Source organism: Streptomyces subrutilus (assembly GCF_008704535.1).
Classification (GTDB): Bacteria; Actinomycetota; Actinomycetes; order Streptomycetales; family Streptomycetaceae; genus Streptomyces; species Streptomyces subrutilus.
In genome coordinates, this window is the sequence record NZ_CP023701.1 from 2,080,877 (window position 1) to 2,093,063 (window position 12,187).

8 protein-coding genes are annotated in these 12,187 nt (G+C 72.8%); 1 reads left to right on the forward strand and 7 read right to left on the reverse strand.

The window, feature by feature from the left end; genetic code table 11:
• Positions 1 to 102 precede the first annotated feature (102 nt).
• Positions 103 to 2,223, reverse strand: a complete 2,121-nt coding sequence (locus CP968_RS08840; RefSeq protein WP_150517479.1) for a DNA gyrase/topoisomerase IV subunit B — start codon at positions 2,221 to 2,223, stop codon at positions 103 to 105.
• A gap of 447 nt (positions 2,224 to 2,670) precedes the next feature.
• On the opposite strand from CP968_RS08840, the gene CP968_RS08845 reads away from it, so the two are divergent.
• Positions 2,671 to 2,904, forward strand: coding sequence for a DUF7455 domain-containing protein (locus tag CP968_RS08845; RefSeq protein ID WP_150517480.1), 234 nt, complete (start codon positions 2,671 to 2,673; stop codon positions 2,902 to 2,904).
• Between the two features lie 220 nt (positions 2,905 to 3,124).
• Here CP968_RS08845 and CP968_RS08850 read toward each other — a convergent pair whose 3' ends face one another.
• The 6 genes from CP968_RS08850 to CP968_RS08875 form a co-directional block, all read right to left on the reverse strand.
• On the reverse strand, positions 3,125 to 4,048 hold the full coding sequence (locus tag CP968_RS08850) for a serine protease (RefSeq protein ID WP_150517481.1): 924 nt from the start codon (positions 4,046 to 4,048) through the stop codon (positions 3,125 to 3,127).
• Between the two features lie 96 nt (positions 4,049 to 4,144).
• A complete protein-coding gene (locus tag CP968_RS08855) occupies positions 4,145 to 5,716 on the reverse strand; it encodes an RNA polymerase sigma factor (protein WP_280116683.1) in 1,572 nt (523 codons plus the stop codon).
• Positions 5,717 to 6,201: 485 nt separating this feature from the next.
• Positions 6,202 to 7,143 (reverse strand): FadR/GntR family transcriptional regulator, encoded by a 942-nt coding sequence (locus tag CP968_RS08860; protein ID WP_280116684.1) that lies wholly within the window; start codon positions 7,141 to 7,143, stop codon positions 6,202 to 6,204.
• A 136-nt stretch (positions 7,144 to 7,279) separates the two neighbouring features.
• Positions 7,280 to 9,070: an ATP-binding cassette domain-containing protein gene (locus CP968_RS08865; RefSeq protein WP_150517484.1), complete on the reverse strand. Its 1,791-nt coding sequence runs from the start codon at positions 9,068 to 9,070 to the stop codon at positions 7,280 to 7,282.
• A 134-nt stretch (positions 9,071 to 9,204) separates the two neighbouring features.
• Positions 9,205 to 9,948, reverse strand: a complete 744-nt coding sequence (locus tag CP968_RS08870) for an NUDIX hydrolase (protein ID WP_150517485.1) — start codon at positions 9,946 to 9,948, stop codon at positions 9,205 to 9,207.
• Positions 9,949 to 10,180: 232 nt separating this feature from the next.
• Positions 10,181 to 12,169 (reverse strand): glycogen debranching N-terminal domain-containing protein, encoded by a 1,989-nt coding sequence (locus CP968_RS08875; protein WP_150517486.1) that lies wholly within the window; start codon positions 12,167 to 12,169, stop codon positions 10,181 to 10,183.
• Between the last annotated feature and the right edge of the window lie 18 nt (positions 12,170 to 12,187).

The window sequence follows — 12,187 nt, forward strand, 5'->3', positions numbered from 1 at the left end:
TGCCGCCGCCCTTCACCCCATCAGGTGAGGGAGCGAAGGGCATCCGTGTGCCTTGCCGACAGCGGAGTTGACGGCGGCGGCCGGTGGCGGGCGGCCGGCCGGTCAGGCGTCGATGCGGGAGCGGTCCAGGGTCGCCGCGGAGCTGGTGATGAACTCCTTGCGCGGGGCCACCTCGTTGCCCATCAACAGGTCGAACGCCTGCTCGGCCCCCTCCAGGTCGCCGATGTTGATCCGGCGCAGGGTGCGGAAGCGCGGGTCCATGGTGGTCTCCGCCAGCTGGTCCGCGTCCATCTCGCCGAGGCCCTTGTAGCGCTGGATCGAGTCCTTGTACCGGATGTTCTTGCGCTGGTACTCCAGCAGCGTCCGGCGCAGCTCGGCGTCCGAGTACGTGTAGACGTACTTGTCCTGGCCCTTCTTGGGCTGGACCAGCTCGATCCGGTGCAGCGGCGGCACGGCCGCGAAGATCCGCCCCGCCTCGACCATCGGGCGCATGTACCGCTGGAAGAGCGTGAGCAGCAGGCAGCGGATGTGCGCGCCGTCCACGTCGGCGTCGACGAGCAGGACGATCTTTCCGTACCGGGCGGCGTCGATGTCGAAGGTCCGGCCCGACCCGGCTCCTATGACCTGGATGATCGCCCCGCACTCGGCGTTCTTGAGCATGTCCGAGACCGAGGACTTCTGAACGTTGAGGATCTTGCCGCGGATGGGCAGGAGGGCCTGGAACTCCGAGTTCCGGGCGAGCTTCGCGGTGCCCAGGGCGGAGTCGCCCTCGACGATGAAGAGCTCGCTGCGGTCCACGTCGTCGCTGCGGCAGTCGGCCAGCTTGGCAGGGAGCGAGGAGGACTCCAGGGCGGTCTTGCGGCGCTGCGCCTCCTTGTGCTGGCGGGCGGCGATCCGGGTGCGCGCGGCCGCGACGATCTTCTCCATCACGGAGCGGGCCTGCTGCTTGTCGTCGCGCTTGGTCGAGGTCAGGAAGGCCTTCAGCTCCTTGGCGACCACGGCCGCCACGATTCGCGTCGCGGCCGAGGTGCCGAGCACCTCCTTGGTCTGGCCCTCGAACTGCGGCTCGGCGAGCCGCACGGTGACGACGGCCGTCATGCCCTCCATCGCGTCGTCCTTGACCACGTCGTCCTCCGCGACGCGCAGCAGCTTCGCGGAGCGCAGGACCTCGTTCACGGTCTTGGCGACCGAGCGCTCGAAGCCGGAGACGTGGGTGCCGCCCTTGGGGGTGGCGATGATGTTCACGAAGGACTTGACATTGGTCTCGTACCCCGTGCCCCAGCGCAGGGCGATGTCCACGCCCAGCTCGCGGGTGACCTCGGTGGGGGTCATGTGGCCGCGGTCGTCGAGGACGGGGACGGTCTCCTTGAACGTTCCGGTCCCGGTCAGGCGCAGCACGTCGCAGACGGCCTTGTCCTGCGCGAGGTACTCGCAGAACTCGCTGATGCCCCCGTCGAAGCGGAAGGTCTCCTCCGTCTTGCCGGCGCCGTCGATCCCCCGCTCGTCGCGTACGACCAGGGTCAGGCCGGGGACGAGGAAGGCGGTCTGGCGGGCGCGCTGGTAGAGCGTCTCCAGGTTGAGCCGGGCGTCCTTCAGGAAGATCTGGCGGTCGGCCCAGTAGCGGACCCGGGTGCCGGTGCGGCCCTTGGGTACCCGTTTGACCTTGCGCAGTCCGTTGGCCGGGTCGAAGGGGCTGTCGGGGCCCTGCTCGGTGAACATCCCCGGGACGCCGCGGCGGAAGCTGATGCCGTGGGTGGCGCTGTTGCGGTCGACCTCGACGTCGAGGCGGGCGGAGAGCGCGTTGACCACCGAGGCGCCGACGCCGTGCAGGCCGCCGGAGGCCGCGTACGACCCGCCGCCGAACTTGCCGCCGGCGTGCAGCTTGGTCATGACGACCTCGACGCCGGACAGGCCGGTCTTGGGCTCGACGTCCACGGGGATGCCGCGGCCGTTGTCCCGGACCTCCACGGAGGAGTCCTCGTGGAGGATGACCTCGATGTGGTCGCAGTACCCGCCCAGGGCCTCGTCGACGGAATTGTCGATGATCTCCCACAGGCAGTGCATCAGGCCCCGGCTGTCGGTGGACCCGATATACATGCCGGGGCGCTTGCGGACGGCCTCCAGCCCTTCGAGGACGAGCAGGTGCCGCGCGGTGTAGTTGGAACCGTCCCGGTCTGCTCCGGACAGCAGCGCGCTGGAAGGCACGGACGTGTCGGCGGTCACGCAGTTCGCTCCTCGCTGAATTTCTTTTCTGGCCCGGTCGGGCGCAGAGCTGGCTGGGGTGCCGGTGGAAGGGTACCGAGGCCTGGTAGAGCCGATGCAACGCCATCCACGCGTGCGCCTCAGCCTAGTGCAGGTCCGCACGGATGTTCGATCCCCCGTGGGGGTGAAGCAAACATCACGTTCCCTTCCAGGCATGAACCATTTAGTGTTCGGGCACGTCCTCATGAACAACCTGGCACTCACGCCAGGCAGGATGGAACTGCAACAAGCGAACGACTGACAACGCGAAACCGTAAAGCAACGCAATACGGCTCCTTCGCCGCCAACCGGCAGCAGCCGGCCAGCTTCGGAAGGAAGTTTCGAGGAAAAGCCGCGAGCGGGAACGTTTTCGGCCTGGTTGGATGTTGACCCTGGTACGACAGCTCGTCGAGCTAGAGAAGAGGCGACGTGACTACTGTTCTGACACCCGCGACCCCGCTGACGGCCGCTGACCGATGCGACCGTTGCGGCGCCCAGGCATATCTGCGCGTCGTCCTGCTGAGCGGCGGTGAACTGCTCTTCTGCGCCCACCACGGCCGCAAGTTCGAGCCGGAACTCAAGAAGATCGCCGCGGAAATACAGGATGAGACCGAGCGGCTCACGTCCGCTCCGGCAGCCCCTGCCGAACCCGAGGACCGCTGACACAAGGCCTGCACCTCACATCCGACGAGCCAGGACCGGCCAGGCCGGTCGACGGGCGGTACCCCTGAGACCCGGGGGCGCCGCCCGTACTCACGTCGCCGTCCGCTCCCCCGCGCGGGAAGCGGACGGCGGCGGGCTCGCGTCCCGGGCGCACCAGGGCGCCCCGAACCCGTTCCGTGCGGGTTCGGGGCGCCCTGGCGCGTCCGGCTGCCCCCGTCGGCTATCCGGTCCGTTCTGCGGCGTGCCCCTCCACGGGCCCTGTGGCCGCTCCGGAGCCGCTCCGGACGGCCGCGGCGACCTCCCGCCCGCCGCCGCTCTCCGAGCCCGTCACGAAGCCGGTGAGCGGCGCGATCCGCGTGTAGACCCCCGGACTGTCGGCCCGCCCGCAGCCGCGGCCCCACGACACCAGCCCGATCAGCCGCCCCTGCGCGACCAGCGGCCCGCCGCTGTCCCCCTGGCAGGCGTCCTTGCCGCCCCGCCCGTCCCCGGCGCACACCATGGACTCCGCCCGGTACTGGCCGTCCGCGTCCCCCGGGTAGGCCCGCTCGCAGACCTCGTCCGCCAGGACGGTCACCGGCGCCGCACGCAGCCCGTACGCGTAGTCACCGAATCCGCTCGTGTCGCCCCATCCGTAGACCGCCGCCTCGGTACCGGGCGCGTAGGCGGGGTGCCCGGCGGCGGCCACGGGGAGCACGTAGTGCGCCGGCACCGCTTCGGCGAGTTCCAGTACGGCCAGGTCCCCGGCGTTGCTCACGGGGTCGTAGGCCGGGTTCACCCGGGCGCCGCGCACGGCGATCTCGCGGCCGTCGGCCGCCCGCAGTTCCGTGCGCCCGGCGACGACCCGGAAGTCCGCCACGGACTCGACGGGCCCGCCCAGCACCTCGCGGCCCAGGCAGTGGGCCGCGGTCACCACGGTGGTCGGGGACACGATGACGCCCCCGCAGAACTGTCCGCCCCGCGTACCCCCGAACCGGTCACGGCTGGCGAGGGCCACCACCCAGGGGCTGTCGGCGGCCTTCACCGGCTTCCCGCCGATGACCACGCTGTCCGCGGCCGCCAGCGGCGCCTGGGCCAGCGGCGCCGCGGCCGTGCCGGCCGCGAGGGTCAGCGCGCCCGCCAGAGCGCGGGCGAAGGGACGACGCATGAGGCCTCCTGACTCCGAGTGTGCATGACTCCACCCAGAGTGGGATGCCCGGTGGCCGAGCGCACCCGCGCGACCACCGGCAGCGGCCCCCGCCGCTCAGTCCAGGTAGTCGCGCAGCACCTGGGAGCGGGAGGGGTGGCGCAGCTTCGACATCGTCTTCGACTCGATCTGGCGGATCCGCTCGCGCGTCACGCCGTAGACCTTGCCGATCTCGTCGAGGGTCTTCGGCTGGCCGTCCGTGAGGCCGAAGCGCATGGAGACCACGCCGGCCTCGCGCTCGCTGAGGGTGTCCAGGACCGAGTGCAACTGCTCCTGCAGCAGCGTGAAGCTCACGGCGTCGGCCGGGACGACGGCCTCGGAGTCCTCGATGAGGTCGCCGAACTCGCTGTCGCCGTCCTCGCCGAGCGGGGTGTGCAGGGAAATCGGCTCGCGGCCGTACTTCTGGACCTCGATGACCTTCTCGGGGGTCATGTCGAGTTCCTTGGCCAGCTCCTCCGGGGTGGGCTCGCGGCCCAGGTCCTGGAGCATCTGGCGCTGCACGCGGGCGAGCTTGTTGATGACCTCGACCATGTGGACCGGGATGCGGATGGTCCGGGCCTGGTCGGCCATGGCCCGGGTGATCGCCTGCCGGATCCACCACGTGGCGTACGTGGAGAATTTGTAGCCCTTGGTGTAGTCGAACTTCTCGACGGCGCGGATCAGACCCAGGTTGCCCTCCTGGATCAGGTCCAGGAAGAGCATGCCGCGGCCGGTGTAGCGCTTGGCGAGGGAGACCACGAGGCGGAGGTTGGCCTCCAGCAGGTGGTTCTTCGCGCGGCGCCCGTCCTCGGCGATGATCTCCAGCTCGCGCTTGAGCTTGGGCGCCAGCTTGTCGGAGTTCGCCAGCTTGTCCTCGCCGAACAGGCCCGCCTCGATGCGCTTGGCGAGCTCGACCTCCTGCTCGGCGTTGAGGAGCGGCACCTTGCCGATCTGCTTGAGGTAGTCCTTGACCGGGTCGGCCGTGGCACCTGCCACCACGACCTGCTGGGCCGGGGCGTCGTCCTCGTCGTCGGAGATGACGAAGCCCTTGTTCTCCCCGCCCTCCTCCTCTTCGTCGCCCTCGGCCTTGGCCGCGTCGGGACCCTCTTCGGCGGTCTCGTCGTCGCCGTCGTCGGAGTCCTTCTTGGAGGCGGTCTTCTTCGCTGCCGTCTTCTTCGCCGCGGTCTTGCGCGCGGGCGCGGCCTTCTTGGCCGTCGCCTTCTTGGCCGCCGTCTTCTTCGCCGCGGGCTCGGTTCCGGTCTCCTCCACGAGGGCGTCCGCGGCCTCGGGGGCGGCTGCCGGGGCGGTCGGCGCCTCGGTGGCGACGGCCCGCGCCGCGGTCGTCTTCGCCGCGACGGTCTTGGTCGCCGTCCGCTTCGCCGGGCTCTTCGCTGCGACGCTCTTGCGGGTGGCGCGCTTCGGCGACTCCGCGGCACTGACCATCAGCGTCACACCCTCTTCCTCGAGGATCTGGTTGAGGCTGCGCAGAACATTCTTCCACTGGGTCGCAGGAATCTGGTCAGCCTCGAAGGCCCGACGCACGTCATCGCCGGCGATCTGCCCCTCGGCCTTGCCTCGCTCGATGAGCGCCATCACAGACTCGGAATCGGCGATCTCCGGCGGGAGCGTACGGGATGTGCTGGCCGACACGAACAACCTCTCGGAACGATGGAAACGGCTTCCGACCCCGGGCCTGGTGGTGCTGGACCGGAGCCGACGACCACCGACTGGGGATGGGCCGGCGGCGCGGGCAGGGGCCGGGGAGCTGCTCAGCACCCGCAAGGGCTGCTGCATTCCCTCCGTCGGCCATCACCTCTTAGGTCATCGCGTGACCTCGCGGAGCGTTACGCCCAATCTTCGTGGCCCGAGTCACATCCCGTATGCCGCAATGCCCGTCATACGGCCATTCGCGTGGCTACGGACCCTCGCGCGAGCACCGTCCCCGCGGATCGGGCGGTCGTGCGGCGGGACGGGAGCCGAGCATCGGGCCCCGCCGGTGCGGGATCGGCGCCTGACGGGGCGCGCCGGGCACCGGGCGCGCGGGGCGCCGGACGGGCCCGGACACCGGTGTCGCCGGACCCGAACGGGCCCGGCGACATGTCGTGCACACCTCCGCGCCCCCGCGCGTCGGCCCGTCAGTGCTCGCGCGGGGCGGGCACCACGCGCTCGACCTCCGGGTGCACCGTCAGCAGCTGGCGCATGGCGTTCTCCGCGCCCGTCGAGTCGCCGGCGGCGATGGCCTCGACCATGCGGGCGTGGTGCGCGACGCCCGCCTCGCTCGGGCGGTCGCAGGCGGTGATCGGGCTGCCGGAGACCTGGAGGGCGGAGGAGACGATGCCGGACAGGTGCTCCAGCATCCGGTTGCCCGCGACCTGGATGAGGAGCGCGTGGAACTCGTTGTCGGCGCGCGCGAAGGTGAGGGAATCGCCTTGGCCGAGGGCGTGGCCCATGATCTCCACCATGTCGGCGAGCCGCTGCTGGACGTCCGGGCGGCCGTGGCCGGCGGCGAGGCGGGCCGCGAGCGGCTCGATGGTCCAGCGGAGCTCGCCCAGTTCGCGGCGCTGGTCGTCGCGCTGCGGCCCGAAGGCGCGCCACTCGATGATGTCGGGGTCGAGCAGGTTCCAGTCGGCGACCGGACGGACCCGGGTACCGACGTTGGGGCGGGCACTCACGAGGCCCTTGGCCTCCAGGACCCTCAGGGATTCGCGGACGACCGTCCGGGAGACCTCGAAACGCTGGCCGATCTCCTCGGGGACCAGCGGGCGGTCCGCGCCGAGGTCACCGGAGACGATCATCTGTCCGAGTTGCTGGACGAGTTGGCCGTGCAGCCCGCGGCCGCGGCTGCCTGCCGCGCGGCGGCCGACACGTCCCAACTCGACATCGGCTCCGTCCCAGTGGGGCACTCCGACGCGGTCGGAGCCGGAGGCCTCCGCGTAGGGGTAGCGGTCGAGTTCGCCCGAGCCGGCGAGGCCGGAGTCGGCATGGCGGGCGGCGGTCATCATGGCGTGCGCAAGGGTACTCACGAATCCTTTGTCGGCCGCGCCTCCACCGCCCTTGAGGTCTTTGCTGAAAAGCACACGAAAGGGTGATCGGTGCCACCTACGCAATTGACGACTTATCGTAAAGAACCGGGCCTTTTGCGGGGAGTTGCGGTCCGGTTCGCCCGAGGCGGGCCACAACGGTCCCGCCCGGACTCCTCCCGTGCCGGAACGGTCACCAACGGACCCTGCTGCGCAGTCCGGTGAACCCATAGGCGCACAACAGGACCATCAGCGACAAGGCCAGCGCGGCGCCGACGGGTTGGGCCAACACCCGCAGGGCGCCCAGCAGCACCCGGTCCGCCTCCGGCGGCCACTGCACCCAGGACAGGTTCCGCAACCGCGGGCCGAGCCCGCCGACCGGGTACGCCGTCGGGCCGTCCAGCACCCGGCGCACCATCGGAACCACCACGACCGGTACGGCCAGCACCGCGGCCAGACCTGCCGTGGCCGACCGGAAGACCCCGGAGGCCAGCACGCCCGCCCAGGCGGAGCCGACGAGCAGTCCGGCCCAACTGGCCGCCGGGGCGAGCCACTCCACCGGCGCGCGCAACGGCCCGCTGTCGAAGACGAGGGCCAGGGCGGCGGCATCGGCCACCACGACCGAGGCTCCGAGCAGCAGGGCGATGGCTCCGCAGACGCCGAGTTTGGACGCGAGCAGCCCCATCCGGCGCGGCAGCGTCCCGCGGTCGGCGGCCAGCGCGGGATAGCGGTACTCCTCGCCGAACGCCAGCGCACCGAGCAGTCCCGCGCCGAGCGCGGCCGGCGGCAGCGGCAGCAGCGCCGGCCAGGCGGCGAGCAGACGGTTCTGCGGCGTGTGCCCGACGCGGGCGAGCGCGAGGGTGGTGAGGACGGATGCGGCGACGACCAGCGCGGCGGTGAGCAGGGGCGTGGCCGTACCGAAGACGCGCAGCAGTTCGTAGCGCAGGGGCCGCAGCGGTCCGCCGAGCCGGCGCACGACCGATGCGGGCCCTCGGGCGCCGTCACGCGGATGCTCCGGCGCCGCCTCGGCGCGCGCACCGGGAACGACCGCCGCCTCCGGGCCCGTGGCGGGGAACCCGGCACGGGCCTGCGGCACAGAGGTCGCGCCCGCCCCCGCGTCGCCGGTCTCGTCGGCGAGCTGGTGGACGAGGACGCCGTGCCGGAAGACCGCCTCGCCGACCTCCGCGCAGTTGCTCCCGTAGACCGACAGCCGGCTGCCGCTCTCGGCGACGATCTCGACGGCGCGGCGTGCGGCGCGGGCCTCGCGACCCAGTACGTCGGCCAGCCGGGCCGCGTGCGGGGTGCGTACGGCCACCCGCGGCCGCAGCCTCGTCCGCGCGAAGTCGGCCGCGTCCTGGTCCGCGACCAGCCGGCCCGCCTGGATGCTGACGACCCGGTCGGCGCTGCGCGCGGCCTCCTTGGCGTCGTCGGTGGTGAAGAGGACCACTCCGCCGAGGGCGGCGTGGCCGCGCAGCAGTGCGTGCAGCCAGCCCCGTTCGCGGGGCGAGAGGCCTGCGGCGGGCTCGTCGAGGAGCAGGGTGCAGGGGTCGGCGAGGAGCGCGGAGGCCAGCGCGACGCGCCGCTCCATGCCGAGCGAGAGGGAGCCGAGCCGCTGGTCCCGCAGCCCGGCGATGCCGACGACCTCCAGCATGGTGTCGGCCCGGGAGGACGGCACCCCGGCCGCCGCGCACAGCATCCGCAACTGGTTGCGGACGGTACGGGAGGGGTTTCCGGGGACGTCGCCGAGCAGCACGCCGACCTCGCGCCCTGGGTATGCGATCCGGTGCAGGGGACGGCCGCGGAAGTAGGTGACGCCGCGGCCCGGTTCGAGTTCGAGCATGAGCCGCAGCGCGGTGGTCTTGCCGGACCCCGGCTCGCCGAGCAGGGCGGTGACGCTCCCGGGGCGGGCCTCGAAGGTGAGGTCGTCCACGACGGGCGGGGTATGGGGGCGGGATGAGCTGGTCAGTCCGATGGCCTGGAGCATCGCTTCTCTCGCGGGGGGTGAGACCGCTTTGCGGCAGCGTGGATACCACCAGCAAGATAGCGCGATATGTCCGATTTTCGGGGCAACCGGTCCGATGGACTGTCGATAGTGCCGCCGCGGGAGGAGGCCGGCTGTCAGACCTCCGGTCGCAGCATCGGCGGATTGAGCAGGGTGGCCCCGCCGGCCCGGAACAACTGCGCCGGCCGCCCGCCCTGACGGGTCGTCGTCCCACCGGACGGGACCAGGAACCCGGGGGTGCCGGTGACCTTGCGGTGGAAGTTCCGCGGGTCGAGGGACACGCCCCAGACGGCCTCGTAGACCCGCCGCAACTCGCCGACGGTGAACTCGGGCGGGCAGAAGGCCGTGGCCAGGGAGGAGTACTCGATCTTCGAGCGGGCCCGCTCCACACCGTCCGCGAGGATCCGGGCGTGGTCGAAGGCAAGTCCGGTGGAGGCCTGGTCGGCGGAGAGCAGCTCGTCGACGGGGGCCCAGCGGGCGCTGTTGGCGTCCCCTCCGGCCGTGGGCGCGGGGAGGTCCGGAGCCAGTACCAAATGCGCCACGCTGACGACGCGCATGCGCGGATCGCGCTTCGGATCGCCGTAGGTCGCCAGCTGTTCCAGGTGCGCGCCGTTGTCCACTCCGGGTGCGGTGGGGTCGTGCGCGCACAGCCCGGTTTCCTCGGCGAGCTCGCGCGCGGCGGCGCCCGCCAGGTCCTCGTCCCCGCGCACGAATCCTCCGGGCAGCGCCCAGCGGCCCTGGAACGGCTGCTCGCCCCGCCGGACCACCAGCGCCCAGAGCGCGTGGCGCCGCACGGTGAGCACGACCAGGTCGACGGTGACGGCGAAGGGCGGAAAGGCCGACGGGTCGTAGGGCGACATGCCGCGATCATAGTCGTCTGCCTGACGATAAACAGCGCTTTGGTGACCTTGAGGGTCCCGGTCCGACGGCCGGGCACCCCCCGCAGCCCGAACCGGGCCGAGGAGCACCCCCCCGACAGCGATCCGCGCCCCGGAGGGCACCACCCGCCCGCTCCGGTCCGCGCCGTCCACGAGAACCTGATGCGGCCGTCGCGTCGGGACTGCGGCCCGGCTGCGGGCCGAGAGCGGCCGCCTACCCACCGAGTTGGAGCGCATCGGCGGCCTCCTCCACCATGCCCAGGCCGAGCCGGCTGATCCGAACGGCGAACGGCTCTCCGGACACGCGCAGTCCCGACAGGCGGAGGGCGCCGAGGGGGGCACCGGGCAACGGGACGACGGCGACCGTACCCGCGGGGGCGTCGGGGCGGATGCCGACGAGCGCGGCCAAGGCATGGATCCCCGCCGCCGCGGCCAGCGCGGCCGGTCGGCAGGCCGCCGGGTGCGGCAGCGGAGCGCTGCCCAGGGTGCGCTGCTCGGCGGCGAACATCTCCGGCAGCCGGTACCCGAAGTTCTCCGCCGCGTCCAGCAGTCCCCGGAGCAGCCCGGCTGCCTCCTTCTCGAACCCGGCCTGCGCCAGGCCGGCCACGGCGACGGCGCTCTCGTACGCCCGGACCGCACCGGACCGGTGACCGAACGGGTTGTGCCCGGGCTCCCGGACCGCCATGCTCCGCAGTCCCCAGCCGGAGTCCAAGGCGGGGGCTCCGAGCAGCCGGGCGACCTGCTCGGTGCGGGTCCGGTCCAGGAGCCCGGGCGCGAACCGGCCGCCGCCGAGCAACCCGGTATCGAGCAGGTGGGCGGCCGCACCGGTCAGCCGGGGAAGGGGCCGTCTGTCGGGGTGCAGGGCGGCCGCGGGCCGGCCTCCGTCCGGGCCGTCGATCCAGAACCCGGTGCGGAACCGCTCCCGCAGCGCGGCCGCCCACTGCCGCCATTCCTCGCCCCCCGGCCGCCCGCACCCGTCGAGGAGACCGGCGCCGAGGAGGGCGGCCCGGTGGGCGTGGGCCTGGGTCTCGCAGCGCCGCGGCCCCGGGTCGGGGTCGGCCAGGAAGCCGTCCGCCCCGAGGGCGCCGCGCAGCCAGTCGAGGCAGCGCTCCGCCGCCGGAAGGAGCAGGGCGACCTCGTCCTCGGGCATGCCCCAGAGCCGGGCTTCGGCGAGCACGGCCGGGAAGGCGAGGGTGGCCTCCGTTCCCGTGCACCCGGGCGGCAGTTGCGGGCCCGCCCCGCGCAACGGCCCGGGGATCTTCCCCGCGCCCGGTCCGCGGCCGCCGGCCTGGGAGCGGGCCAGGATGCGCAGGGTGGCCGCGGCCAGCCCGGTACCGAGCGGCAGTGCCATCCGGGCGGCCCACAGCGACTCCGCGGGGGCGAGCCCGAGCCGCCACGGAACACCCGCGGCCGCGAAGGCGTCACCGGGCTCTTCCCGATCCCTCAACAGCAGTGCGCCGAGATCCTCGACGCTCGTTCGGAACCATGCCTCGGCCCTCGGGTCGTCGCCTTCGGCCACGGCGTCGGACAGCGGGTTCGCCACCTGCCCGGCGCCCGCCCGGGTCACGCGGTCCTGCGTGGTCCGCAGCTCGATGGTGCGGGATTCGCCGGGGCCCAGTTCGAGCTGCCAGCGCAGCAGACCGGCCGAGGCCAGCGCGTCGTCCGGGGCGGGTTCGGCGGCCGTGACGGCCTGGGCTTCGCCTGTGCTCCAGCGCAGGCCGGCCGCATGGACGGCGGCGGGCAGTTCCGCGCCGGCGGCCCCCGCCGCGACCGAGGCCAGTTCGGCCAGGTCCGTGCCGAGCAGTACCTCCACCGGAATCCGCACCGGCCGGGCGGTGAAGCTGCGCAGGGTGATCCGCTCGGTTCCGTCCGCGTGCCGCACCCGCTCGACGCCGATGTCGGGGTCGGGACCGGGGTCGGCTCCGGTGCGCACCGTGGCGCTGAAGGAGGCCCGGTCGGCGCCGAGACGGCATCCTCGGACGGCGACGGGCTCGCGCCCCGCGACGCGCAGGACGCACCGTGAGAGCAGTCGGCGTCCGGCCCGGTAGACCCCGTCGATCCCCCGCCCGGTCAGCTGGCCGTGCTCGGGCGAGATGGCCAGACAAGGGGCGGCGACGCAGATGACGGAGTCGTGCACGGGGGGCAGCTCGGGCCGGCGGGCGGCGGGCACACCGGGTGGGCGGGGGGATGCGGGGTGGGGCATGCGTCGCCTTGTCTGCGC

Coding starts and splice junctions, on each gene's coding strand:
- CP968_RS08850 (WP_150517481.1), bottom strand. CDS start 4,048: ATGCGTCGTCCCTTCGCCCGCGCTCTGGCGGGCGCGCTGACCCTCGCG.
- CP968_RS08865 (WP_150517484.1), bottom strand. CDS start 9,070: ATGCTCCAGGCCATCGGACTGACCAGCTCATCCCGCCCCCATACCCCG.
- CP968_RS08870 (WP_150517485.1), bottom strand. CDS start 9,948: ATGTCGCCCTACGACCCGTCGGCCTTTCCGCCCTTCGCCGTCACCGTC.
- CP968_RS08875 (WP_150517486.1), bottom strand. CDS start 12,169: ATGCCCCACCCCGCATCCCCCCGCCCACCCGGTGTGCCCGCCGCCCGC.